General features: G+C 66.9%; 21 protein-coding genes. 7 read left to right on the forward strand and 14 right to left on the reverse strand.

The features are described 5' to 3' along the window. Nucleotides 1-941 precede the first annotated feature (941 nt). The 3 genes from Q9R02_RS03140 to Q9R02_RS03150 all read left to right on the forward strand — a co-directional run bounded on the left by Q9R02_RS03140 (nt 942) and on the right by Q9R02_RS03150 (nt 2946). Nucleotides 942-1601, forward strand: a complete 660-nt coding sequence (locus Q9R02_RS03140; RefSeq protein ID WP_305995168.1) for a hypothetical protein — start codon at nt 942-944, stop codon at nt 1599-1601. Between the two features lie 80 nt (nt 1602-1681). Then, nucleotides 1682-2134, forward strand: a complete 453-nt coding sequence (locus tag Q9R02_RS03145) for a hypothetical protein (protein ID WP_305995169.1) — start codon at nt 1682-1684, stop codon at nt 2132-2134. A 524-nt stretch (nt 2135-2658) separates the two neighbouring features. After that, nucleotides 2659-2946 (forward strand): hypothetical protein, encoded by a 288-nt coding sequence (locus tag Q9R02_RS03150; RefSeq protein WP_305995170.1) that lies wholly within the window; start codon nt 2659-2661, stop codon nt 2944-2946. Nucleotides 2947-3168: 222 nt separating this feature from the next. Here Q9R02_RS03150 and Q9R02_RS03155 read toward each other — a convergent pair whose 3' ends face one another. Continuing rightward, nucleotides 3169-4134 carry an alpha/beta hydrolase gene (locus tag Q9R02_RS03155; RefSeq protein WP_305995171.1) on the reverse strand — a complete coding sequence of 322 codons (966 nt, stop codon included), beginning with the start codon at nt 4132-4134 and terminating at the stop codon, nt 3169-3171. Beyond that, on the reverse strand, nt 4131-4901 hold the full coding sequence (locus Q9R02_RS03160) for an FAD-dependent oxidoreductase (RefSeq protein WP_305995172.1): 771 nt from the start codon (nt 4899-4901) through the stop codon (nt 4131-4133). The genes Q9R02_RS03155 and Q9R02_RS03160 overlap by 4 nt, the downstream gene beginning before the upstream one ends. Nucleotides 4902-5056: 155 nt before the next feature. Here Q9R02_RS03160 and Q9R02_RS03165 point away from each other — a divergent pair, with 155 nt between their 5' ends. After that, nucleotides 5057-5731, forward strand: a complete 675-nt coding sequence (locus Q9R02_RS03165) for a TetR/AcrR family transcriptional regulator (RefSeq protein WP_305995173.1) — start codon at nt 5057-5059, stop codon at nt 5729-5731. 218 nt (nt 5732-5949) lie between these two features. On the opposite strand, the gene Q9R02_RS03170 is transcribed toward Q9R02_RS03165, so the two are convergent. The 5 genes from Q9R02_RS03170 to nrdH all read right to left on the reverse strand — a co-directional run bounded on the left by Q9R02_RS03170 (nt 5950) and on the right by nrdH (nt 11224). Next, the gene (locus Q9R02_RS03170) at nt 5950-6729 is read right to left on the reverse strand and encodes a hypothetical protein (protein WP_305995174.1); all 780 of its coding nucleotides are present in this window, start codon (nt 6727-6729) and stop codon (nt 5950-5952) included. Between the two features lie 445 nt (nt 6730-7174). Then, nucleotides 7175-8152 (reverse strand): class 1b ribonucleoside-diphosphate reductase subunit beta, encoded by a 978-nt coding sequence (gene nrdF / locus Q9R02_RS03175; protein ID WP_305995175.1) that lies wholly within the window; start codon nt 8150-8152, stop codon nt 7175-7177. Nucleotides 8153-8234: 82 nt separating this feature from the next. Then, a complete protein-coding gene (gene nrdE / locus Q9R02_RS03180) occupies nt 8235-10376 on the reverse strand; it encodes a class 1b ribonucleoside-diphosphate reductase subunit alpha (RefSeq protein WP_305995176.1) in 2142 nt (713 codons plus the stop codon). 11 nt (nt 10377-10387) lie between these two features. Next, the gene (gene nrdI / locus Q9R02_RS03185) at nt 10388-10888 is read right to left on the reverse strand and encodes a class Ib ribonucleoside-diphosphate reductase assembly flavoprotein NrdI (protein WP_305995177.1); all 501 of its coding nucleotides are present in this window, start codon (nt 10886-10888) and stop codon (nt 10388-10390) included. A gap of 93 nt (nt 10889-10981) precedes the next feature. After that, entirely contained in the window at nt 10982-11224 is a 243-nt protein-coding gene (gene nrdH / locus Q9R02_RS03190; protein ID WP_305995178.1) for a glutaredoxin-like protein NrdH, read from the reverse strand. A 417-nt stretch (nt 11225-11641) separates the two neighbouring features. Here nrdH and Q9R02_RS03195 point away from each other — a divergent pair, with 417 nt between their 5' ends. Continuing rightward, on the forward strand, nt 11642-12901 hold the full coding sequence (locus tag Q9R02_RS03195) for a chloride channel protein (protein WP_305995179.1): 1260 nt from the start codon (nt 11642-11644) through the stop codon (nt 12899-12901). Between the two features lie 19 nt (nt 12902-12920). Here Q9R02_RS03195 and Q9R02_RS03200 read toward each other — a convergent pair whose 3' ends face one another. Then, nucleotides 12921-13424 carry a MarR family winged helix-turn-helix transcriptional regulator gene (locus tag Q9R02_RS03200; RefSeq protein WP_305995180.1) on the reverse strand — a complete coding sequence of 168 codons (504 nt, stop codon included), beginning with the start codon at nt 13422-13424 and terminating at the stop codon, nt 12921-12923. Between the two features lie 96 nt (nt 13425-13520). Here Q9R02_RS03200 and Q9R02_RS03205 point away from each other — a divergent pair, with 96 nt between their 5' ends. Next, a complete protein-coding gene (locus tag Q9R02_RS03205; RefSeq protein WP_305995181.1) occupies nt 13521-14432 on the forward strand; it encodes a LysR family transcriptional regulator in 912 nt (303 codons plus the stop codon). A gap of 94 nt (nt 14433-14526) precedes the next feature. Beyond that, a complete protein-coding gene (locus Q9R02_RS03210) occupies nt 14527-15024 on the forward strand; it encodes a DUF2004 domain-containing protein (protein WP_305995182.1) in 498 nt (165 codons plus the stop codon). A gap of 76 nt (nt 15025-15100) precedes the next feature. Here Q9R02_RS03210 and metE read toward each other — a convergent pair whose 3' ends face one another. From metE to Q9R02_RS03240, 6 genes are all read right to left on the reverse strand, one after another. Continuing rightward, nucleotides 15101-17425, reverse strand: coding sequence for a 5-methyltetrahydropteroyltriglutamate--homocysteine S-methyltransferase (metE, locus tag Q9R02_RS03215; RefSeq protein WP_305995183.1), 2325 nt, complete (start codon nt 17423-17425; stop codon nt 15101-15103). A gap of 82 nt (nt 17426-17507) precedes the next feature. Continuing rightward, the gene (locus Q9R02_RS03220) at nt 17508-18458 is read right to left on the reverse strand and encodes a methylenetetrahydrofolate reductase (protein ID WP_305995184.1); all 951 of its coding nucleotides are present in this window, start codon (nt 18456-18458) and stop codon (nt 17508-17510) included. 273 nt (nt 18459-18731) lie between these two features. Next, entirely contained in the window at nt 18732-19985 is a 1254-nt protein-coding gene (locus tag Q9R02_RS03225) for an ROK family transcriptional regulator (RefSeq protein WP_305995185.1), read from the reverse strand. A 109-nt stretch (nt 19986-20094) separates the two neighbouring features. Continuing rightward, nucleotides 20095-21285 (reverse strand): class I SAM-dependent methyltransferase, encoded by a 1191-nt coding sequence (locus Q9R02_RS03230; protein WP_305995186.1) that lies wholly within the window; start codon nt 21283-21285, stop codon nt 20095-20097. Nucleotides 21286-21309: 24 nt separating this feature from the next. Continuing rightward, the gene (locus tag Q9R02_RS03235) at nt 21310-22053 is read right to left on the reverse strand and encodes a tyrosine-protein phosphatase (protein ID WP_305995187.1); all 744 of its coding nucleotides are present in this window, start codon (nt 22051-22053) and stop codon (nt 21310-21312) included. Nucleotides 22054-22188: 135 nt separating this feature from the next. After that, nucleotides 22189-23472 (reverse strand): RNA polymerase sigma factor, encoded by a 1284-nt coding sequence (locus Q9R02_RS03240; protein ID WP_305995188.1) that lies wholly within the window; start codon nt 23470-23472, stop codon nt 22189-22191. Between the last annotated feature and the right edge of the window lie 186 nt (nt 23473-23658).

Here is a 23658-nt window from a genome sequence, read left to right on the forward strand (position 1 = left end):
AACTGCATGACAATTCCAACGATGACGCTAAACCTCCCCGGCCAAGCCGTCAAGACCCCTGGTTGAATCATGTAAATCCCTGGGCGGCCCGCGGCCGGCAACGGCTGAGGGAACCCTTCCCGCATGCCCGGATTTACGTATGCCGTCACGGATATCGCCAGAGGATGGAGCGTGAATCGGTTGTTTCATGACGACTCGCCAAGGCCCTTTCGAATTCCGCAGCAAGACTGTTTCCCGCGCCGGATCATTTCAGAAAACAGATGGACTCACATGGCGGCCGGACCTTCGATTGAAAGGCGTGAAAGCAGCGGCATGAAAATCAGGTTTCTTTGATGATCACGGTGGTTTGATCAACGACAACCGGCACGACTCGCACCGGTCCGGCATGCAGATTTGCCAGGATGAAGGGCATCGACCGGCCGCCCGTCGTGAATCGAAATCAAACGGCAACGCTTTTTCCTGCCGTCCCGCTGGGGCTGAACTGCGGGACGAATATCCACCGATTATTCGCAAGGAGCGCGGGCCGGATTAGGCCCGTGCCTGATATGCCACCACTCCCCCTGCCGATTCCGGAAATCATTCACGAACCGCCATGCGGCCGCTCACGGCACCTCGGGAATATCTACTCTTTGGAATTTTCCGCCGGACCCTCCACACCACCCGCCGGACATCTTCACTCGAAACGCCGTACGGCGTGACCTCTGGCGTTGTCATATCGAAAGGCCCAGCGGCGGTCGGCGCCCTTTGCCTGAGCGATCTCCAGTCCCAGGGATGGTCTGCGATACAAGACCGGCCCCGATCATTTGGATTCCAGCCCAAGTTCCCGGCTGTTGTGATCCACTTAACATATTCAGGTCCTCCCCGGTGATCGTCGACGGCAGGAGGGATCGGTCAGTGTCAACGACATCCTGGAAGACCTGCCCACACAGACCGGGCGCCTGGTGTGCGCCCCCGTCCCCGCAGACTCCCTGGCCACGAAAGCGATCATCCTGGACCAGGAGGACATCGACGCCGATGTCAGCGGATCAGTGGTGTGCCTCGTGGGAATCCGGGGCCGGGAAGCACTCCCCACGGCCCGCCGGCTCGCGCCGCGGAAGCCGGTCGCGCTGGTTCTCAAGGGCACGTCGGACGAAGTCCCGGAGATCGAAGAACTTCTGCGCCCTGCCGGTGTCGGCCTGTTCCTGATCGAGCCGGCCTCCGGGTGGGAGTTTGTGCTGGCCGTGATCAATGGCCGCATTCAGACCACCGACTATCACAGCGATGTCCGGGCTCTGATCGAGGAAGACCTCTTCGCGATCGCCCAGACGACGGCACGGATGACGTCCAGTCACGTGGTCATCGAGGATGCGGCGAACAAGGTGCTGGCCTATTCGACCGTCTCAAACGACATCGACGAGCTCCGGCGTGCGTCGATCCTCACCAGGAGCATGGTCCTGGTGCCGGCTCGGCTGGAAGATGGACTCAGGGAGCGTGCGGCGATCGCATCTTCGCAGGTGAACGGGTTCTGGGCTATCTCTGGCTCCAGGAGACCGGCTCCGGGTTCCCGGAGAACGTGGGGAGTGTCCTGCTCGGCGCGGCCCGCCGGGCCTCGAACGAACTGATCCGTCACCGGAATCAGCAGTCGATCCATCTCAGGGAAGACCGGATCACGCATCTGCTCTCGAGCTGGGACGAAGCGGCCGTGACCGCACAATTCGCGCGGATCAACGCGGACCGTCCTGCGTGCCTCATCCTCGTCGGTCTGCATCCGAAGGACGCGCGGGCGGCGGATGGTGAGCTCCGGCACGGCGAACTGGCCAATCTGGCTGCGATCCACGCGGCCGCGTTCAAGGCGACGGCGGTCGTGGGCCAGTACGGCGGAGAGACGGCGATCGTGGTTCCGGATCTGAACGCTCGGACGGCTCCCGCCTCGCTGCCGCAATTCGCCGAGGCGATGGTCAAAGACGCCGGGCGGCTGGGGCTCAGCATCCAAATCGCGATCGGCCGCGTCGTGCCCGGCCTGCGTTCCCTGAGGTCGACGGCGGGAGAGACCGCATCAATTCTCCGCTGCCTCAGGCGCAATGACCACTTGACGGTCGGGACACTCGAGGACTTCGAAACGGAGATCGTGCTCGATGAAGCGGTGGCCGCATAAGAAAAATGTCACCTATCCGTGCAGCAGACCCCATCCAAACGAAACGCACCAGACAGGGTGACTCAGAAATCCCTGTTCTCTTCGCGGACCGCGGAATAACGCAGGACAATCAGGCCAGCGGGCAACCCGTGCCTGCCACGTGCCACTCGTGGCGGGCGCGGCGTCGAATCTACCGAACTCGTCACTTGTAGGAGACGATCTACTCGGCTCACCCGCCGATGGCCAGAGTGCTGCACGCCACGCTGGCCGACCGCCGCGTTTGCCTTGACGAACCCCATTGTGTTGCCCATGGATGCCGCGGGTGACCTGAGCTATCACTACACCACCCCTCTGGGACTTCAGGGCATCCTCAGCAGCAGACAGATCTGGTTGACCGAAGTGACCTCCTTGAATGATCGCGAGGAGATCAAATACAGCGCCGCGGCCGTCCGGCACAGAGTCCATGAATGGCTCGCGGATCTCGAAGCGCAAGTCACTGACCCCGAACGTGATCCCATTTGGTCACAAGTCACGGTCCTTCGGGGGTGTTCGAGAAGCCCGACCCGGACCACCTGCGCGGCGACTCGACGCTCAGCGCCTACGTCGCCTGCTTCTGCGGAGACGTAGACCTCCTCAGCCAGTGGCGTGGTTACGGCGGTGGCATAGGAGGATTCAGCATCGGGTTCGCCCGCGAACGGCTGGAACCGGGCAATGCAGTCACGAAGCCCTGGGAGCCTCCGATCTTGCGCGATGTTCGGTACGGCCACGTCGAGGGTGCGCAACTCATCGCAGATGCAGTCGCCTGGCTCCAGGCGCTCGCAGCCACGCGCTGAACATCCATGAGCGAACCCCGCGCAATCACCGTGAACCGCGTAGTTTCGCAGTCGCTTTTGTCGGGTCCCGGTCGACTGGGCCGAGGTCCCCGGGAATCCGCGGCGGTCGGCGAGGATTTCCGGCTCAGCGTCCGCTCAGGATGACGGATTCCGCCCACGCCTGGGGCGACGAGCGACGCACTCCATGGCGAGCACGAGGCATAAGCCGCACGACGGGACCGATCATCGAAACAGGCGATCTATCCATCCCTCGCGTGCGGCGAAGGCTTGCCGGGAGACAGCGGCGTCGGGGGCGAGGAGGTCGAACCCGTGGAAGCCGCCGGCCCATACATGGAGTTCGGCCTGTACGCCTGCCTCCCAGAGTTTGGTGGCGTAGGCGACGGTTTCGTCGCGGAAGACCTCGGCACTACCGCAGTCGAGGTAGGTCGACGGCAGCCCGGTCAGGTCGGTCGCGCGCGCCGGTGCTGCGTAGATGGAGACCTCGGGGCCGCCGCGACGGTCACCGAGCAGCGCAGTCCAGCCGGTGATGTTGCTGCCCCGGTCCCAGATGCCGACGCCGTCGATCTGGATCGTCGACGCGGTCTGATCGCGGTCGTCGAGCATGGGGTACTCGAGCAGCTGACCGACCAGCGCCGGTCCCCGCCGGTCGCGGGCGAGGAGCGCGGTGCCGGCGGCGAGGCCCCCGCCGGCGCTGCCGCCGACGATGAGGAGCCGGTCGGGGTCGATGCCCAGCTCCGCGGTGTGTTCACCGGTCCAGGCCAGCCCGGCGTAGCAGTCCTCGACGGGTGTGGGGTCGGGGTGCTCGGGTGCGAGCCGGTATTCGACGGTCACGAAGACCGCGTTGTAGCGGTGCAGCCAGCCGAACATCGGGATGATCCCGGCCCATCGGTCCCCGGACATCATCCCCCCGCCGTGCGTGTGGTAGATTCCGGGGCCGGTTCCGGTCCGGCCGACGGGCTCGATGATGGACAGTTGGATGTCGGCTCCGTCGTAGCTCGGGATCGTCACCTCTCGAGCGGTGAGCCCCGCCTCAGTGAGCATGTCCTCGGTGACGGCATCGTTCCATCCTTGGGAGGACGCGCGCAGGCCCGGGAGCATGTCGATAGTGATCGTCGGCGGGATCTGCGCGAGCTCAAGGACCGCTGCGGCGTCCGGGTCGAAGGGCGGGCGGACGGTCGTGGTGGTCATGAGAACTCCTTCGTCAGGCGGCGCCGATCTGGTATCGGCGCCTGGGGCGAGTGTTGGATCAGCTCAGCACGGGTGTAGTGGTTGCCGTCGGTGTGCTGGCGCGCGGGGCATACCCGAGGTACTTGTCCTGACGGATCTGCTTGCCGGGGATCCCGGCGTCGCGCAGCAGATCGGCAGTGGAGGACACGAACGCGCTCGCGCCGGCGATGAAGAACATCGCCCCCCGGGGTTGCGGCGGCTGCCGCGGTCGTGGCCGTGCGGAACTCGTGTGCGTGCAGCGGGTATGCGGCATCCGTCGCCCACTCCTCGGTCTCGTCCCGGTAGGCGTGCCCACCGGATGCCACGTGGATCAGCGTCGACCGGACGCCCGCACCGGTGAGGGCGGCGTGGGCGAGCATCGACCGCAGCGGCGTGATCCCGATCCCCTGGCCGAGCATCACGACCTCCCGCGCTGCGCCGTCCAGCCGGAAGGAGCCGCCCAGCGGCCCGCGCAGTGCGACGATGTCGCCGGCCTGCAGTGCGGAGAGACGCTGTTTGAAAGCGCTCCCGGATCGCAGCGACGTGCCGAACTGCACGAGATCTTCCTCGGGGGCGGACGCGATGCTGAACCCCTTCCCGATCCCGCCGCCGCTCACAGACAGCACCCCATGCTGGCCGGCGTGGAAAGAGAACGGCCGTTGCATCGCGAACGAGAACGACCAGGAGTCGCCGCCGACCTCACGGCGGCTCTGGAACACGAGGCGGTTGTTGTGCAGCAGACCGAACATCGGAGTCTCCTCTGCGTCGTCAGCCCCATCGAGGATCGCCGCACCCTACGGCCTGACACTCGTAAGTTTACGTCTGTTACGTTACGCTTGCAAGTATGAATTTTGACAGCGTGGTCTAGCCTCGAATGTCGGCGAGTCCGCGTAAGGTTACGACCGTGAGCAAAAGTGAAGCGCGCGCCCGGAATCGCCGAGGCGAAGGAACCCAGCTGCGCGCCGACATCGTCGCGGCCGCGCGGGAGCTGATCGAGGAGACCGGCGACCCCGGCGCCGTGACCCTGCGCGCGGTCGCCCGCCGGGTCGGCATCGCAGCCCCGTCGATCTACGCGCACTTCGCCGACACGGAGCAGATCCTCCGCGCCGTTATCGAGGAGGTCTTCGACGAGTTCCTCGAGCACCTGGCGTCCGCTCGGGTCGGCATCGAAGACCCGCGCACCCGGCTGATGGCCACCTGCGAGGCGTATCTCTCCTACGGAGCCGAGCACCCGGCCCTGTACACCCTGATGATGGGCCCGAACCCCAGCAGGCACCACACCGCGGACGCAGCCGACGGCCAGGACCCCGACCCGCGACTGCGTGAGGACGGGGAGGGCGTCGACCGCCTCGTCGGCGCCGAGTCGTTCGCACTGCTAATCGATGACGTCACCGCCGCCGCCGCCGCCGGCGCATCCCGCACCGACGACCCGTTCATGACCGCGACCGCGCTCTGGGTCGGCCTTCACGGACTCGTTCGCCTCCGCGCCGACGCACCCCAGTTCCCACTCCCCGACCAGGCGCTCCTCGACCGGGCCGTCCTCGAACCGATCGCCCAACTGACGCCCCCAACCGCCTAGGCCCCGGCCGCCAGCAGTTCCGGATATCCGGCACCGCACGCCGCGAGTCACTCGTCCTCAATGGTGCCCCGCCTGCGCTCTCAGGCAGGTGGCGAATATGCCGCTTGCCCTCCACTTCATCTGAGTATCCGCCATCTTCATTGAGCGTCTACTGTTCTCAAAGCTCACCGAGCGATCCCCACAGAACGAGGGGGAACAGCAGCGGGCCCCAAACTCTCTCACGCCCGGCGGAGCGATATACGCTGCGCCAGTAGCATCTGTTCTGTCGGTTCCCCGCGGGAATCTCGACGACCATCCGCTGACGCAGCCCATCGAGATATACGCGAATGAGCCGACCGACAAGATATCCATGCCCGGTGCCGTCGGCGATCCGGCGTCGGAGCGTCTTGACGGAGATTCCGAACCCGCCCGCCGCGGTGACCAGCGAGACGTATTTCGTTCCGGGCGTTTCCCGAACAGAGCGAGCTACCAAGACGGTGCCTCCCGTTACGTTGCGGTCCTACCTCAGAGGTGTGCATCGATGTCTGTCGTTGTCCCGGTTGCTTCAGAATCGCCTGGACGCATCCTCGCTTCGACGCGATCGCACATCCGGTCGGCGAGTTCTCGATCGCGTGCTGGTACCGGAGGACAAAGCGGATGTCGGCGTGCCCTCCGCGACGCATGAGCTCGGCGAGCGTCGCGCCGCACAGGTTCTCCTGCTTCGGCACCGACACATCCGGCGCAGCGGGAATGATCCCGTCTCGCGCCGCTTGGCGGAGGATCATCATCCGCACGATCAGCACCGGCCTGGCGATCCCGTTGAACTTGGATTTCGGATTCAGCGGCGACGGGATCACGTCGAGCCGGTCGGTCATCATTCGGATGTGCTCTTTGTCTATCTGGCGCACCGGCGTGTCACCGAACTCCGGGATCAAGTACCCGTCGACCTTGCCGTTGTAGGAACAGATGGTACCGATGGCCCGCTTCTTGCCGCTGCGGTTGGGCTCGACCCGGATCAAAGTGAGCCTGCTCCTGGCGTAATCGGTGAACCCGATGGAGCGAGCCTTCTCCGCGTCGGCCTCGGCACGCCGACGAACCACGAACGCCGAGGGCGCCCCCCCACTCCTGTCTTGCGATCTTCGTGGCCACGAGCGGACGATCGCAGACGGTCGTGTCACTGGACCGGCATCGCCCCGGAACTGCCTGCTCACCTGGCTCTTGTTCAGCCGAGATGCGCGTCCCGTGGCACGCTGTGGCTCGTCTCCGATGGCACACCGGGACCGATTCCCGCCCTTGCGAGGAAGGTGCGCGCGCCACCCCCGTGCCACTGCGAACGGCTATTCATGTTCATCTCTGTCTTCCTCTGTCTGTCGAGAGAAGGCACGAAAGAGGCCCGGACCTGCAGAATCCTGCGGGTCCGGGCCTCTCTGCCGCCCTGTGTGGGCCGGGTCTGATCTGGATCTTCTAGAAGTCCCAGTCCTCATCCTCAGTATTAACAGCCTTGCCGATCACATACGAGGAACCGGACCCGGAGAAGAAGTCGTGGTTCTCATCCGCGTTCGGGGACAGGGCGGACAGGATGGCCGGGTTCACGTCCGTCACGGAGGACGGGAACATGGCCTCGTAGCCCAGGTTCATGAGCGCCTTGTTGGCGTTGTAGTGCAGGAACTTCTTGACGTCCTCACTCAGCCCCACCGAGTCGTACAGGCTGTGCGTGTAGGCCACCTCGTTCTCGTACAGCTCGAACAGCAGTTCGAAGGTGTAGTCCTTGATCTCCTGGCGTTTCTCCTCGGAAACGAGCTCCAGGCCCTTCTGGAACTTGTAGCCGATGTAGTAGCCGTGCACGGCCTCGTCACGGATGATGAGGCGGATCAGGTCGGCCGTGTTGGTCAGCTTGGCGTGGCTGGACCAGAACATCGGCAGGTAGAAGCCGGAGTAGAACAGGAAGCTCTCCAGCAGGGTGGACGCCACCTTGCGCTTGAGCGGATCCTCGCCCTGGTAGTAGTCCATGACGATCTGCGCCTTCTTCTGCAGGTGCTCGTTCTCAAGCGACCAGCGGAAGGCGTCGTCGATCTCCTTGGTGGAGCACAGCGTGGAGAAGATGGAGCTGTAGCTCTTGGCGTGCACGCTCTCCATGAAGGCGATGTTGGTGTACACGGCCTCCTCGTGCGGGGTCAGCGCATCCGGGATCAGCGAAACGGCGCCCACGGTGCCCTGGATGGTGTCCAGCAGCGTCAGGCCGGTGAACACGCGCATGGTGAGCTGCTGCTCGGCCGGGGTCAGCGTGTGCCAGGACTGGACGTCGTTGGACAGCGGCACCTTCTCCGGCAGCCAGAAGTTGTTCACGAGGCGGTTCCACACTTCGACGTCCTTGTCGTCCTGGATGCGGTTCCAGTTGATGGCCTCAACGTGGCCCAGCAGCTTGACCTTCTCGGCGCTCATCGCTTGTCCCTTGCTTACGTTTGTTTCTTCGAATGATTGAGAAGTGGCCGACGACGGCGGCACACGCCGTCGTCGGAAAGCCCTACAGTGCGCAGCTGACGCAGCCCTCGACCTCGGTGCCTTCCAGCGCGAGCTGGCGCAGGCGGATGTAGTAGAGGGTCTTGATGCCCTTCTTCCACGCGTAGATCTGCGCCTTGTTGATGTCACGCGTGGTGGCCGTGTCCTTGAAGAACAAGGTCAGGGACAGGCCCTGGTCCACGTGCTGCGTGGCGGCCGCGTAGGTGTCGATGATCTTCTCGTAGCCGATCTCATACGCGTCCTGGTAATACTCCAGGTTGTCGTTCGTCAGGTACGGGGCCGGGTAGTAGACGCGGCCGATCTTGCCTTCCTTGCGGATCTCGATCTTCGCGGCCACCGGGTGGATGGAGGAGGTCGAGTTGTTGATGTAGCTGATCGAACCGGTCGGCGGCACGGCCTGCAGGTTCTGGTTGTAGATGCCGTGCTCCATGACGGAGGCCTTCAGCTCCAGCCAGTCGGCCTGGGTGGGGATGTGGTGGTCCCCGAACAGCTCACGCACGCGCTCCGTCTCCGGGGCCCATTCCTGCTCGGTGTACTTGTCGAAGAACTCGCCGGAGGCGTACTTGGAGTTCTCGAAGCCGCCGAAGGTCCGGCCGGTCTCGATGGCCAGCCTGTTGGAGGCCCGCAGCGCGTGGAACAGCACCGTGTAGAAGTAGATGTTCGTGAAGTCCAGGCCCTCTTCGGAGCCGTAGTGGACCCGCTCCCGGGCCAGGTAACCGTGCAGGTTCATCTGGCCCAGGCCGATCGCGTGACTCTGGGCGTTGCCCTCGGCCACGGACGGCACGGAGTTGATCCAGGACATGTCGGACACGGCGGACAGGGCCCGGATGGCGGTCTCGATGGAGGCGCCGAAGTCCGGGGAGTCCATGGTCTTGGCGATGTTCATGGAGCCGAGGTTGCAGGAGATGTCCTTGCCCACGGTCCCGTAGGACAGGTCCTCGTTGTAGAGGCTGGGGGTGGACACCTGCAGGATCTCCGAGCAGAGGTTGCTCATGGTGACCTTGCCGGCGATCGGGTTGGCCCGGTTCACCGTGTCCTCGAACATGATGTACGGGTAACCGGACTCGAACTGGATCTCCGCGAGGGTCTGGAAGAACTCACGCGCGCTGATCTTGGTCTTCTTGATCCGCGAGTCGTCCACCATCTCGTAGTACTTCTCCGTGACGTTCACATCGGAGAAGGGCACACCGTAGACGCGCTCCACGTCGTACGGGGAGAAGAGGTACATGTCCTCGTTCTTCTTGGCCAGTTCGAAGGTGATGTCCGGCACGACGACGCCCAGGGACAGGGTCTTGATGCGGATCTTCTCGTCGGCGTTCTCGCGCTTGGTGTCCAGGAAGCGGTAGATGTCCGGGTGGTGCGCGTGCAGGTACACCGCGCCGGCGCCCTGACGGGCACCCAGCTGGTTGGCGTAGGAGAAGCTGTCTTCGAGGAGCTTCATCACGGGGATGACGCCGGAGGACTGGTTCTCGATCTGCTTGATCGGCGCGCCGTGCTCGCGGATGTTGGTCAGCGACAGCGCGACACCGCCGCCACGCTTGGAGAGCTGCAGGGCGGAGTTGATGCCGCGGGCGATCGACTCCATGTTGTCCTCGATGCGCAGCAGGAAGCAGGAGACGAGCTCACCGCGCTGGGCCTTGCCGGCGTTGAGGAAGGTGGGAGTGGCGGGCTGGAACCGGCCGTCGATGATCTCGTCCACCAGGCTGGTGGCCATCTCCTCGTCACCGCGGGCCAGGTGCAGCGCGACCATGCAGACGCGGTCCTCGTAGCGCTCCAGGAACCGCTTGCCGTCGAAGGTCTTCAGCGTGTAGGAGGTGTAGAACTTGAACGCGCCCAGGAAGGTCTCGAAGCGGAACTTCTTCTTGTAGGCACGGTTAAACAGGTCCCGGATGAAGTTCATCGTGTACTGGTCGAGCGTCTCACGCTCGTAGTACTGGTTCTTGATGAGGTAGTCCAGCTTCTCTTCCAGGTCATGGAAGAACACCGTGTTGTTGTTCACGTGCTGCAGGAAGTACTGGTGAGCCGCCTCGCGGTCCGCCTCGAACTGGATCCTGCCGTCCGGTCCGTAGAGGTTCAGCATGGCGTTCAGCTCGTGGTAGCCCAGGCCCTTGAAACTCTCCGGCAGCGGAGCCTTCTCAGTCTTCACGGAAACCTCGTTCAGTTCCGGTTCTGCGACAGTCGTGTCCAAAACGTATCCAATCCCTCGTTGACCCGGCGCACATCGTCCGGAGTGCCCATGAGTTCGAATCTGTACAGGTGTGGCACATGGCACTTGACGGCGATGATGTCGCCGGCCATGCAGTAGTTGTCTCCGAAGTTGGTGTTCCCCGCCCCGATCACACCTCGGATCAATGAGCGGTTCTGTTCCACATTCAGGAATTTGATGACTTGCTTGGGGACCGAGCCGTGCCCGCCCGTTCCGCCATAGGTCGGCAGGATCAGCACGTACGGTTCGGTGGCCAGCAGTGGAACTTCGGTGGGAAGGAGAGGGATGCGGCTCGCATCCCTCCCGAGCTTGTCCACGAAGCGCCGGGTGTTCTCCGACGTCGAGGAAAAGTAGATGAGGTGACTGGACGTGACGCGGAAGCTTCCCCTCCCCGCATCATGTCCTGTGCTCGCCTCCCGCGTCCCGTGAGAGTCACGCGCGAGCGTCGCCATGCGAAGTCACCCCATCAAGTCTTGCGTCAGTTCACTTCGTCCCGCGTTCATCCGGCGCGGGGGCATTCCCCGGCCCTGAGGCCGGCACGGCCGTCAGGCGACAGCGGTGTCCGCGGCGTTCAGGCCGGCGATCTTGTCCGGGCGGAAGCCGGACCAGTGGTCGTCGTCCGTGACCACGACGGGGGCCTGCATGTAGCCCATGTCCTTCAGGCGCTCCAGCGCCTCGGTGTCCTGGGACACGTCCACGGTCTGGTAGACGACGCCCTTCTTGTCCAAGGCCCGGTAGGTGGCGTTGCACTGGACGCATGCCGGCTTGGTGTACACGGTTACGGTCATGTCCCTCTCCCCTTCAGTCACTGCTTCTGCCGTGGTCCGTCCGCCCCTGCCTCCGGGAGCCTCAGCTCTGCCGTCTTCCTGGCTTTCCGGCGGGAATCCGCGGCACGGGCTCAGCGGCCCGATTGCGTATGTCGATACTACATGTAGTGCAACGCCCCGTCTTGCACCCCAAGATGCTGTATTACAAGCATGTCATTCTATCCACCGCTTGTCCACAGACCGGAGGGTTGATCTTGCCCGGAATTCCGGCCTTTAAGGCACTCTCATCCACACGCTGTGCACGACTTGGACACATTTAAATCGACGGCGTGTCGTCCGCATGGCGTGTCGCGCCGCCCGGTGACGGGCGTCACCCACCACCCCGCAGAGAGCGCTTTCCGGCCCGCAGCCGAACTTGTCCCGCCCTAGAATTGTTCTATGCCAGAACAATCAGGACCGTCCCCCGGTCACGCCGCGTGGCTGTTGCGCGTGGCCCTGGTGACCCTGCTGATCGGAGGCGGTGCCGGCGTCGTCGGTGTCCTGGTGAACCTCATGCTCCACGGCATCGAACACGCCGCCTTTGGGTACGCGGACGGGACGTTCCTGGACGGAGCCCTCCAGGCGCCGCCGTTGCGGCGCTTCCTGTCCGTGATGGCCGCCGGGATCCTGGGTGCGGCCGGCTGGTGGGCCCTGCGGCGCTGGGGCTCCAAAGTGGTCTCGGTGGAACGCGCCGCGGCAGGCACCAGGATGCCGTTGCGCACCACCGTGCTCAACGCCCTGCTCCAGATCGGCGTCGTCGGCCTGGGCGCGTCGATCGGGCGGGAGGCCGCACCCCGGGAACTCGGCGCGCTGCTCGCGTCCCGCCTCACTCGTGCGGCGGGGATCGAAGGACGTCAAGCGGGGATCCTCATCGCCTGCGGGGCGGGCGCCGGCCTGGCGGCGGTGTACAACGTCCCGTTCGGCGGCGCGCTCTTCGTGGTCGAGGTGCTCCTGGCCGAGGTCAGCTTCGCCACCCTCCTCCCCGCCTTCGCCTCCTCGGCCGTGGCGGCCCTCGTGGCCCGGGTGGCGGAGCCGTCGGCGCCCCTGTACGCCCTCCCGCACGTCGAGCTCACGCCCCAGCTCCTGGTCTTCTCGCTCGTGGGAGGCCCTCTGATCGGGCTGGCCGCGGCGTGGTTCGTCCTGCTGGCCCGGCGGGCGGCGTCGTCCCGACCACGCGGCGCCAGGATCCTGTGGGTCATGCCGCTGCTCTTCACCCTGGTCGCCGGGGCCTCCCTGGTGCTGCCGGAGGTCCTGGGCAATGGGCGGGCCGCCGCCCAGACGGCGTTCTCACCAGGCACTCCCCTTATCCTGGTCCTGGGGCTCCTGCTCGTCAAGAGCCTCGCCACTCTCGGCACCATCCGCGCAGGCGCCGCGGGCGGCACGCTCACGCCCTCAGTGGCGATCGGAGCGATGCTCGGGATCGCCCTCGGGAGCACGGTCAGCGCCGTCGTCCCGGGGACCTCCACCGCGGCCTTCGCGTTCGTCGGCGCCGCGGCCTTCCTCGCGAGCACCATGCGGGCTCCCATGACCGGGCTCATCCTGGTCACCGAGTTCACCGCCCAGGGACCGGAACTGCTCATCCCCGCGATGCTCGCCACGGCGGGCGCCCTCGCCGTCGTCTACTTCCTGGAGCGCACGCGCCTGAGCGACATCCCGTGAACGACGGCGCGCGGCCGGCTCAGGCGTCCGGTCTCCCCTGAGCACGGAGGCGGGCTTTGGACGCCCGGTCATCCGATTCCATCCGGGCCACGAGGCTGCGCAGCGCGGGAAGCGCGCGGTCCACGGCGTCCCGTTCGCCCTCGGGAAGTGCGGACAGGGCATGGCGGACGCGGCGCTCGTTGGCGTCCTGCCAGGCACGCAGCCGGTCCTCCCCGGCCGCCGTGAGGTTCAGGATCACGGCACGGCGGTCCGTCTCATGGTCCTTGCGTTCCAGCAGGCCGGTGGCGACCATCTGCTGGACCAGGTTGCTGACCGTGTTCCGCGCCAGATTCTGGCGCTCGGCGAGTTCGCTGACGCCCAGCCCCGGCTCATCGGCAAGCCGCTGGAGCAGCTCCACCTGAGCCATGGGCAGGGACTCCCAGGGGAGTTCCTCCCTGATGCCGGAACGAAGCACGCGGCGCATCCTGGTGATGACATCCGTCAGTGACCAGGCGTCCTCCGGGGCGAACTCGGCGTCAGTCATGGGACCAGCGTAGTGGGGCGGGCGCGGCCGCGTCGGCCGCCGCCTAGACTGTCTTTCGATCGCGCCCACCGGAGGCGCCCTGGCGAAAGGTCCTCCGTGATCAACCCCGTCCACCTGCGGACCCTGCTCGCGGTGATCCGGCACGGCTCCTTCGCCGCGGCCGCTCAGAACCTCGGCTACACGGCGTCCGCCGTGAGCCAGCAGATCGCGGCGCTGGAGCGCGATGCCGGCGTCGAGCTCTTCCACCGTCACGCCCGCAGCATCGTGCCCACGGACGCGGCCCAGGCCATGGGCCGGCATGCCACCAAGGTGCTCACGGACATCGAGGCCCTCATGGCGGCGGCCTCCCGCGCCCAGGACGATTCACGGCAGGAGCTGCGGCTCGGCATCTTCCCCAGCCTGGCCACCTACGTCCTGCCCCGCATCGTCCGGCACCCGCGATGGACCCGCCTCGGGATCGAGCTCAAGGTCTCGGTCGCGGAGCCGGCGCAGACCATCCAGGGCCTGCGCGACGGCGGAGAGCTGGACCTCGCCCTGGTCTACCAGGTGGGGCAGAGCGGCCTCGCCTGGCCGCACACCATGCGCCGCCAGTGGCTCGGGGACGATGACTTCCGCGTGGTCATCCCAGCGTCCTGGGGCTTCTCCCCCGGCGCCACCGTCTCGGCGGAGCAGCTCTCGGAGATGCCTTGGATCATCCACCACCCGGGAACCCCGGACGCGGTCGTGATCGAGCGGCTGTTCGCCAGCTGCGGCCTCCACCCGCGCGTCGTCGCCCACAGTGACGACTTCACCGCCAGCGTCGAGATGACCGCGGCGGGCCTCGGCGCGTCGCTGGTCCCCGAGCTGGCCCTGGGGCGGCGGCCGGACGGCGTCGTGGTCCTCAACGTCCCGGAGATCCGCCTGGCCCGCAACGTCTTCGCCCTGCTGCCGTCCGGTTCGGGTAACGCCCGCGTGGACCTGTTCCTGGAGCTGCTCGGCGACGGTCTGCAGGACGCGCTGACGCACTGAGGCTCCCGCCCGCACGGCCGCCGGGATCGCCTAGCCCCGAAACGCCCGGCGTGCAAGTCTGGAAAGCGGGGCCGCCGGGGATTATGTTGATGGCATGAGCACGGTCATCAGCGAACATTTCGGTGAGCTCGAACTCAATCACGGCGCCGCCCACTGCTTCACCGCGAACCACGCGGTCCACGGGGTCCCGGTCGAGATCGAGCTGAACTTCGCCGCGCATGAGCGGCCCGACCAGGCGTCCGTGCACAAAGCCGACTACCGCCTCCACTACCTTCCCGAGCTCGTGGACCAGGTCCGGGAGATGATCATCCAGGAGCTGGGCATCGAGGGCAGCCAGGTCCAGGAGTACCGCCGCTTCCACTGCCAGGGCCTGGACCCGGAGAAGCAGTGGAACACGTTCGGCGTCACGGGTGAGGTGGACGACGACGCATTCGTCCGCGCCCTCCGGCTCGGCCACGTGGGCATCTTCCCGGACCAGCCGGAACGCTATTTCGTCCTGGACTTCAGCCTCGGCGAGCACTTCAGCGATGAGACCCTGGTGGCCACCGCGGACGCCGACGGCGTCGTGGACGATGAGATCAACTGGAGCTGAGACCCCCCGGACGACGCCGGCGCCGCACACCTCTCGGTGAGCGGCGCCGGCGTCGTCTTCAGGGCCGTGCAGTGGATCAGACGTTCGCGCCGAGTTCCTCACGGACGGCCTTGGCCGCGGCGGCGAGGTTGCGCAGCGACTCCTCCGTCTCGGCGTAGCCGCGGGTCTTCAGGCCACAGTCCGGGTTGACCCAGAGCTGGCGGCTCGGAACGTGCTTCACCGCCGTGGAGAGCAGCTCCGTGACCTCTACCTCGCCCGGGACGCGCGGCGAGTGGATGTCGTACACGCCCGGACCCACACCACGGCCGAAGCCGTGGGCCTCCAGGTCGTGAACCACCTCCATGCGGGAGCGGGCGGCCTCGATGGAGGTCACGTCGGCGTCCAGGCCGTCGATCGCGTCGATGATGACCCCGAACTCGGAGTAGCAGAGGTGCGTGTGGATCTGCGTGGCGTCCTGGGCCCCGGCGGTGGAGAGGCGGAAGGAGTCCACACTCCACTTCAGGTAGGCCGCCTGATCGGCCGTGCGCAGCGGCAGCAGCTCGCGCAGCGCCGGCTCATCGACCTGGACCACCTTGATGCCGGCGGCCTCGAGATCGGTGATCTCGTCGCGCAGGGCGAGAGCCACCTGGTTCGCGGTCTCCCCCAGCGGCTGGTCGTCACGGACGAAGGACCACGCCAGGATCGTGACCGGACCGGTCAGCATGCCCTTCATCGGCTTGGCCGTCAGCGACTGGGCGTATTCGGCCCAGGCCACGGTGATGGGAGCCGAGCGGGTCACGTCACCCCAGAGGATGGACGGGCGGGTGCAGCGGGAGCCGTAGGACTGGACCCAGCCGTGTACGGTCACATCGAAGCCCTCGAGGTTCTCCGCGAAGTACTGGACCATGTCGTTGCGCTCCGGCTCGCCGTGCACCAGGACGTCGTAGCCGAGCTCCTCCTGGAGGTCCACCACGCGCTTGATCTCATCCTTCATGAGCTGCTCGTACTGGGCGTCGTTCAGCTCGCCCTTGATGTTGCGGGCGCGGGCCGAGCGGATCTCCGCGGTCTGCGGGAAGGAGCCGATGGTGGTGGTCGGCAGCGGCGGGAGCTGCAGCGCGGCCTCCTGGGCGGCCTCGCGGACGGTGTACGCGGAGCGGCTGAAGTCGGCGTCGGTCAGGGCCGCGGTGCGGGCCCGGACCCCCTCACGGCGGACACCATCGGCGGTGGCGCGGGAGGCGATGACGGCGGACGCCTCGTCGATGGCCGCCTGGGCGGTGGCCGGGTCGGCCAGGTAGGAGGCGAGGGTCGCCACCTCGACGGCCTTCTGGTCGGCGAAGGCGAGCCAGGACTTCAGCTGGGCGGAGAGCTTGGTCTCCTCGGCGACGTCGTGCGGCACGTGCTGCGTGGAGGTGGAGGTGGAGACGACGACGCGGGCCGCGGCACCCTTGAGTGCGTTCAGCTTGGCTGCCGAGGCCGCCAGGTCATTGCGCCAGATGTTGTGGCCATCCACCACACCGGCCACCAGGGTCTTGGAGCCCAGGCCGGCCAGTGCCGTCGCGGAGGGCACCTCGCCCTTGAAGACGTCCAGGTGCAGGGCGTCGACGTCGCTTGCGGCGAGGGCGGCGAGCTGGCCCTCCAGGGCACCGTACGGGCTGGAGACCAGGATCTGCGGGCGCTTGGCAACGGCGGTCAGGACCTCGTAGGCGCGGGTCACGGCGGCGTCGAGCTTCTCCGGGGCGATGTCCTGATCCACCACGAGGGCGGGCTCGTCCAGCTGGACCCAGCTCGCGCCGGCGGCGGCGAGGCGGGTGAGCAGCTCGGCGTACACCGGAAGGATGTCCTCCAGGCGGCTCAGCGGGTCGAAGCCGGCGGGGGCGTCATCGGATGCCTTGGAGAGCAGCAGGAACGTCACCGGGCCCACCAGGTACGGGCGGGTCTCCACCCCATTGGCCAGGGCGTAGGCGAATTCCTCGACCACGCGCTCGGAGGTCAGGCGGAACTCGGTCTCCGGGCCGATCTCGGGGACCAGGTAGTGGTAGTTGGTGTCGAACCACTTGGTCATCTCCAGGGGCTGCTGCTCCTTGGAGCCGCGGGCCAGGGTGAAGTACCCGTCGATGTCCAGGCGGCCCTCTGCGTTCAGGAGCTGACCGAAACGTGCCGGGACGGCACCCAGGTGGGCCGCGGCGTCGAGCACCTGGTCGTAGTAGGAGAAGGTGCCGGGGACGGCGGCCGCCTCGGTCAGGCCCAGCTCCACGAGCCGTTGGGCGGAGCTCAGCTGAATCTCCTTGGCGACGGCGTCCAGGGCAGCGGCGTCGATGCGGCCGGCCCAGTAGGCCTCCACGGCCTTCTTGAGTTCACGACGGCGGCCGATGCGCGGGTAGCCGAGGAGGCTGGCGGAGGGGAAGGGAGTCTGTGCAGTCATGGGGAATCCTTTGTTTCTGGGCAGGCCGGAGGCCGGGCCGCCCCGGTGGCGCCGGCACTCAGCCGGCTGAAAGTGGTGTTTGTCAGGAGACGAGCGCGGCACGCTCGTGCAGGGGACGGCTGGGGCGCGGCAGGTTCAGCCGGTCCAGGACGTCCAGAGCGTGACGGTGCTCGTTGAAGGTGTAGAGGTGCAGGCCCGGGGCTCCGGACGCCAGCGCGGCGTTCGCCAGTTCGACGGTGGCCTTCACGCCGATGCGCTGAGCCTCCGTCTCGCTGCCGGCGGTCTCCAGCGCGTGCAGCAGCACGGGATCCGGTGCCACGCCGGAGAGCTCGGAGAGCCTCGTCACGCGGCGGATGCTGGTCAGGGGCATGACCCCCGGGATGATCGGGATGGTGACCCCGGCCCGGCGTGCCCGGAACAGCAGATCCTCGTACTGATGGGCGTGGAAGAACACCTGGGTGATGGCGAAGTCGGCACCGGAGCGCTGCTTGGCCAGCAGGACCTCGACGTCGTGCGCCTCACTCGGCGATTCGGGGTGCCGGGTGGGGTACGCGGCGACCCCGATGGCCACCTTCCCGGCACAGAGCAGGGCCGAACGGCTCTGCTCCACCCGGCGGATGAGCTCCACCAGGTCCTGGGCGTACCGCAGGGAGCCCTCAGGAAGCGGGGAGCCGTCCTTGGGAAGGTCACCGCGCAGTGCCAGGATGCCCCGCACGCCGTGGTCCAGGAGTTCGGCCACGATGTCGGCGAGCTCCGCCGCAGTGTCGCCCACACAGGTCAGGTGGGCTAGGGGGCGCAGAAGGGTCTCCTCCTGCAGCCGGGCCACCAGGTCCAGTGCGGTGTCGTGGTTGGAGCCACTGGCGCCATAAGTCACCGACACGTAGTCGGGGGCGGTGGTTTCGAGTTCCCGGATGGTGGCCCAGAGGACTTCCTCGGCGGCCCGGGAACGGGGAGGGAACAGCTCGTAGGACAGGGCCACGGGGGCCCGGTGATGAGCCTGTACGGATTGGTCGATCAAGCTGGGTGGGGACATCTGCGATCCTCGCGTCTGGCAATGGACGGGCACGGCAGACCGGCGCGCATGCGAAAAACGCCAGGTCCGTTGCCGTGTGCAAATGTCAGGCCCACATGGGGGCACCCACACCCTCACGCGGGAGGGTCGCTGACACGTTACCTCGGTAACTGATGCATCCAGACTACGGAGTGTGAGGAGCCTCCGGCAAACCGGTCGCCGAATTAAGACGCAATCTTACGGCCGGTTCCGCGGTCCGGAACGAAGATTGTTCGCCGGGCGGCCAGATCCGGATCATCCGCCGAGCAGAAGCCTCTCGGAGCGCGGCGCCAGGGTGTGCTCCAGCACCAGGCACGCGGCACCGATGGCGCCGACGTCCTCGCCGACGGTGCTGCCGAGCACCTTCGGCACATGGATCTCACGGGCGTCCGCACCATGCGCCACCAGGCCGGGAATACGCTCCAGGTAGTAGGGCGCCAGCCTGGTCCAGAACGGGCCGCCGAACACCACCCGGTCCAGGTCCATCACATTGGCGATCACGGACACGGCACGCGAGAGGTGCAGCGCCGAGCGGTCCAGGATGGCGATGGCCGCCGCGTCGCCGGCGTCGGCCGCGTCGCAGAGCGCGTTGAACCGCTCCTGGATGACGACGCCGGAGTCCCCCTCGGCGAGCGGCGCGACAAGGCCCGCCTGAGCGGCGGCGTCGACCAGGACCTTCGGGATGACGGTGGACTTGACGCAGCCGTTCAGGCCGCAGTCACACGGCGGCCCGGAGGGGTCCACCACGATGTGGCCCATTTCGCCGGCGTTGCCACTGGCCCCGCGGAAAACCTCGTCGCCGAGCACCAGGCCGCAGCCGATGCCCGTACCCATGTAGAACACCGCGAAGTTCCCGTTCCCGGACGTCTTGGACACCCAGGTCTCGGCCACGGCCGCGGCCGTGACGTCCTTGTCCAGCACCACGGCGAGCCCGGTGGCCTTGGACAGCGCGTCGCGGAGATGAACCCGGCTCCAGCCCTCCAGAAGCGGCGGGTTGACCACGGTGCCGGCCTCAACGTCGATGGGCCCTGGCGCCGCCACGCCCAGCCCGGCGACCTTGTCCAGGTCCACCTCGGACTCCTCGAGGAGACGCTGGACCTCGAAGACGATCGCGGCCATGACCGCGGTGGGCTCCCCGGCCTCCGGGGTGTCGATCTTGGAGTCCATCACCACCTGGCCCACCAGGTCCAGGAGCGTGAAGCTGATGACCGCAGGATCCACATGCACGCCCAAGGCGTACATGCCCGACGGGTTGAGCTGAAGGATGGTGCGGGGCTTGCCAGGTCCCACTCCGGCCTTGCCGGCCTCCACGATGAGGCCCTGGTCCAGCAGGCGCCGGGAGATGTTGGAGATCGTCTGCGGGGAGAGGCCCACCAGTCCCGCCAGCTCGACCCGGCTGAGACCGTGCGGGGAACGCCGAATGGTGTCGAGGATAACCGTCAGGTTGAAATCGCCCATCTTGGGCAGGTTGGTTCCGCGCCGCGAAGCGGGCGTGCGGAGCTCGGTCACTCATTCTCCTTTGAAGACTGCTGGGCACCAGGCCTTTGCACGTAGGCTACCAGCCACGATGCCCCACGCAAGGGATGGCTCACTGTGTTCATGGCCGCCGGCGAAGGGTTCACTGCTTACGCACGGTCCGGGTGACCGTGAACTTCGCATTCCTGCCCATGACCCGTGTCGGCCCGACGGCCCTCTCCAATGCGGGCACATACCCCAGGTGGCTGTTCCACACGGCCCAGAGCTCGCCCCCGGGGGCCAGGATTCCGGCCGCGGCTTCGAACAATCGGTGCGCGGCTCCCGCGTGGACGCTGTGGCCCAGGTGGAAGGGCGGGTTGAGCAGGATGAGGCCGGCACTCGCCGGGGCGAAGCCGTTCAGCGCATCGGCGTGCACGGCCCTCACCCGGTCCCCCACCCCGTTGGCCTCTGCAGTGAGCCGGGCACTCCGCACGGCGGCCGCGGAGACGTCAGTGGCGAGGACTGTGGCCCCAGGCTGGTCACGGGCGGCGAGCGTCGCCAGGACGCCGGAGCCGCAGCCGAGGTCCACGATGCGCGCTGCACGCGCCATCTGCGGCAGGAACTCCAGCAGATAGCGGGTGCCGATGTCCACCTTGGTGCCGGCGAATACGGCTCCGTGCGCGATGACGTCGAGGCCCAGGTCAGCGTGCCGCCTCCGTTCGGGGCCTTGCGCCTCCGCCTCGGGCCCCGTCAGCGCGCCGGTGACGGTCAGCACCCTGGCCTTGCCCTTGGCCAGGCCGGCCTGGACCGATCCGAAGCTCTCCGCCAGGACCCCGTTCATGGACAGGGTCATGTGTTTGACCATCCCGGCGGCGAGGACCACGACTCCCGGATCGGCGTACCGGGCGATCGCGCAGGCTGCCTCCGCGAGATCCGCCTGGTTCTTGGGGAGCCTGAGCAGGACGAGCCTGGCACCCGCCAGGAGATCAGGACCGTAGAGTCCCGGCGAGTCCTCGGCGGGAGGGACCTGTTCGAAGCCTTTCAGGTCCAGCCGTTCCGCATTGGCCCTCAGGGCGGCCTGCCCGCTCGCCAGATCCTGCCAGACCCGGACGGTCCCCAGCCGGTCCGGGTCCGCATCAGCGTTGCCCGCCGCCAGCAGCGGCAGCGTCAGCGCGCCGTACCGGTCTCCGATGACCACGACCGAATCGCGCGCGGCACCGTCGGCCAGGAGAATCCCGAGGCACTCCGCCGCGCGTTCCAGGAGGAGGCGGTCCGCGCCGTCGTACGCCTGGAGGTTCGGGGCCTCCACGTCCGGCCACCGCCGGAGCTGCCCGAGAATGCCAGCAATATTCATAAGATTCACAAAATTCACAATGATTCACTTCCCTGGGCTCAGGAGGGATTCCTTCAGCAGGTCCAGCTCGTCCGCTCCCAGTCCGTGGAGACCCAGGTAGCGGGCGGCCCCGCCGAACCCGGCGTCGAGATGCTCCAGGGTCCCGTGCATGACGCCGGAGGGGCTCCCTCCGACCAGTTGGAGGACCTCCTCGGTGAGGGGGACTCCCAGTTTCGCGAGGAGGGTCTTGGCACCGTCAAGCCACGGGCCGGCCAGATTCGCCTCGGTGAGCGCGTAGTCGGCCACGATGGCCTCCCGGTCCACACCGACCGCATCCAGCAGCACGGCGACCATCACCCCTGTGCGGTCTTTGCCGGCCGTGCAGTGCACCAGCGTCGCACGGTCCCGGCGCGCGTTGGCGCTCACGGTGCGGGCCAGCTCGACGGCGACCGGGCCTCCCTGCGTGACGATCAGGCGGTACAGCCCGGTGAGCGACGGGATCTCCTGCAGGGAACGGGTCAGCGCCCCGGCCAGGACATTGCCCCGCAGAAGCTCGACGTCCAGGTGGCTGAGCGCGCTCGGCGCGTGAGCCACTTCCTCGTCATCCCGGAGGTCCACGACCGTCCCGATCCGCAGCTCCCTCAGCACGAGCCGGCCCTGGTCATTGAGGAGGTTCAGTGCGTCGGAGCGGTAGAGCACGCCGTCCCGCGTCCGGCGCCCTGCTGCGGGCAGGGCGCCCAGGCCGCGGAAGTTGTAGGTCGTAGGCAGGGAAATGGCCTGGCCGGTCACCGGGCGGCTCCTTCGGTCATGGTCGTGCGGATCGTGTTCAGGGTATCCCGGAGGACCTGGCCCGGCCTTCGTCCGCACGTTAACGGCTGCGACCCCGGAACCGGGTTCCGGGGTCGCGACGTGGACGGCTCAGGATCAGTCGAGGTAGTCCCGGAGAACCTGAGAGCGCGAGGGGTGGCGCAGCTTGGACATGGTCTTCGATTCGATCTGACGGATGCGCTCACGCGTGACACCGTAGACCTTGCCGATCTCGTCTAAAGTCTTCGGCTGGCCGTCGGTCAGGCCGAAGCGCATGGCCACCACGCCGGCTTCGCGCTCAGACAGGGTGTCCAGCACGGAGTGGAGCTGTTCCTGCAGCAGCGTGAAGCTCACGGCGTCCGCCGGGACCACGGCCTCGGAGTCCTCGATGAGGTCGCCGAACTCGGAGTCCCCGTCCTCACCCAGCGGGGTGTGGAGCGAGATGGGTTCACGGCCGTACTTCTGGACCTCGACGACCTTCTCCGGGGTCATGTCCAGCTCCTTGGCGAGCTCTTCCGGAGTGGGTTCGCGGCCGAGGTCCTGCAGCATCTGACGCTGGACGCGGGCCAGCTTGTTGATGACCTCCACCATGTGGACCGGGATGCGGATGGTGCGCGCCTGGTCGGCCATGGCGCGGGTGATCGCCTGGCGGATCCACCAGGTGGCGTAGGTGGAGAACTTGAAGCCCTTGGTGTAGTCGAACTTCTCCACGGCACGGATCAGGCCCAGGTTTCCTTCCTGGATCAGGTCCAGGAAGAGCATGCCACGGCCCGTGTAGCGCTTGGCCAGCGAGACGACGAGGCGCAGGTTGGCCTCCAGCAGGTGGTTCTTGGCCCGCTTGCCGTCGTGGATGATGAAGTCGAGTTCGCGGCGGTACTTGGGGTCCATGGTGTCCCCCTCGGCGGCGATCTTCTCTTCGGCGAAGAGGCCGGCCTCGATGCGCAGGGCGAGGTCCACCTCCTGCTCGGCGTTGAGAAGGGCCACCTTGCCGATCTGCTTCAGGTAGTCCTTGACCGGGTCCGCGGTGGCGCCGGCGGACATGACCTGCTGCACCGGAGCGTCGTCGTCGTCGGCGTCGGAGTAGACGAAGCCGCTGCCGGTCGCGGCGGCGGGCTTGGTCTCCTCCGCCTCGGCGACGTCGGCCGCACCGGGCTCAGCGTCTTCGTTGGTGTCCTCATCAGACATCTCGGCGTCATCGGCACCGGTGTCGTCAGTCTTGGCGGCGGCCTTGCGGCCGCGGGTCTTCGGAGCAGCCCCGCCCGTCCCGGCGGCGGCCTCCGCTTCCTTCTTGGCCTTGTTCGCGGCGCGAGTGGCGGCCGCCTTGGCGGCGCGCGCCTTCTTCTTCTCCTCGTCAGTCAACTCGGCCTGAGCGGCAGTTTCCTTCGTCGTGGGAGTGGTCACAGAAACCCTTTCTAGCAGCGCCTGGGTGTCCCGGAGGGCAACACCACTATGACCCTGTCAAGTCCGCGCTGCCGAAAGGCAGAAATTCCAGACCAGCAGAGCCTGTGAACACAACGCCTGCGGCCTGTCGATTGTTCCCGGATCCAGGCAGTGCCCGGACCGTGGGAATTCGATATGACGCGGACC

The organism is Arthrobacter horti (assembly GCF_030731045.1).
GTDB classification, from domain to species: domain Bacteria; phylum Actinomycetota; class Actinomycetes; order Actinomycetales; family Micrococcaceae; genus Arthrobacter_E; species Arthrobacter_E nanjingensis.

What these genes read in the sequence shown, in the direction of transcription:
- Q9R02_RS03155 (WP_305995171.1), bottom strand. Translation starts at nt 4,134, where the DNA reads ATGACCACCACGACCGTCCGCCCGCCCTTCGACCCGGACGCCGCAGCG.
- Q9R02_RS03160 (WP_305995172.1), bottom strand. Translation starts at nt 4,901, where the DNA reads ATGTTCGGTCTGCTGCACAACAACCGCCTCGTGTTCCAGAGCCGCCGT.
- nrdF (WP_305995175.1), bottom strand. Translation starts at nt 8,152, where the DNA reads ATGAGCGCCGAGAAGGTCAAGCTGCTGGGCCACGTTGAGGCCATCAAC.
- nrdI (WP_305995177.1), bottom strand. Translation starts at nt 10,888, where the DNA reads ATGGCGACGCTCGCGCGTGACTCTCACGGGACGCGGGAGGCGAGCACA.
- nrdH (WP_305995178.1), bottom strand. Translation starts at nt 11,224, where the DNA reads ATGACCGTAACCGTGTACACCAAGCCGGCATGCGTCCAGTGCAACGCC.
- Q9R02_RS03195 (WP_305995179.1), top strand. Translation starts at nt 11,642, where the DNA reads ATGCCAGAACAATCAGGACCGTCCCCCGGTCACGCCGCGTGGCTGTTG.
- Q9R02_RS03200 (WP_305995180.1), bottom strand. Translation starts at nt 13,424, where the DNA reads ATGACTGACGCCGAGTTCGCCCCGGAGGACGCCTGGTCACTGACGGAT.
- Q9R02_RS03210 (WP_305995182.1), top strand. Translation starts at nt 14,527, where the DNA reads ATGAGCACGGTCATCAGCGAACATTTCGGTGAGCTCGAACTCAATCAC.
- metE (WP_305995183.1), bottom strand. Translation starts at nt 17,425, where the DNA reads ATGACTGCACAGACTCCCTTCCCCTCCGCCAGCCTCCTCGGCTACCCG.
- Q9R02_RS03220 (WP_305995184.1), bottom strand. Translation starts at nt 18,458, where the DNA reads ATGTCCCCACCCAGCTTGATCGACCAATCCGTACAGGCTCATCACCGG.
- Q9R02_RS03230 (WP_305995186.1), bottom strand. Translation starts at nt 21,285, where the DNA reads ATGAATATTGCTGGCATTCTCGGGCAGCTCCGGCGGTGGCCGGACGTG.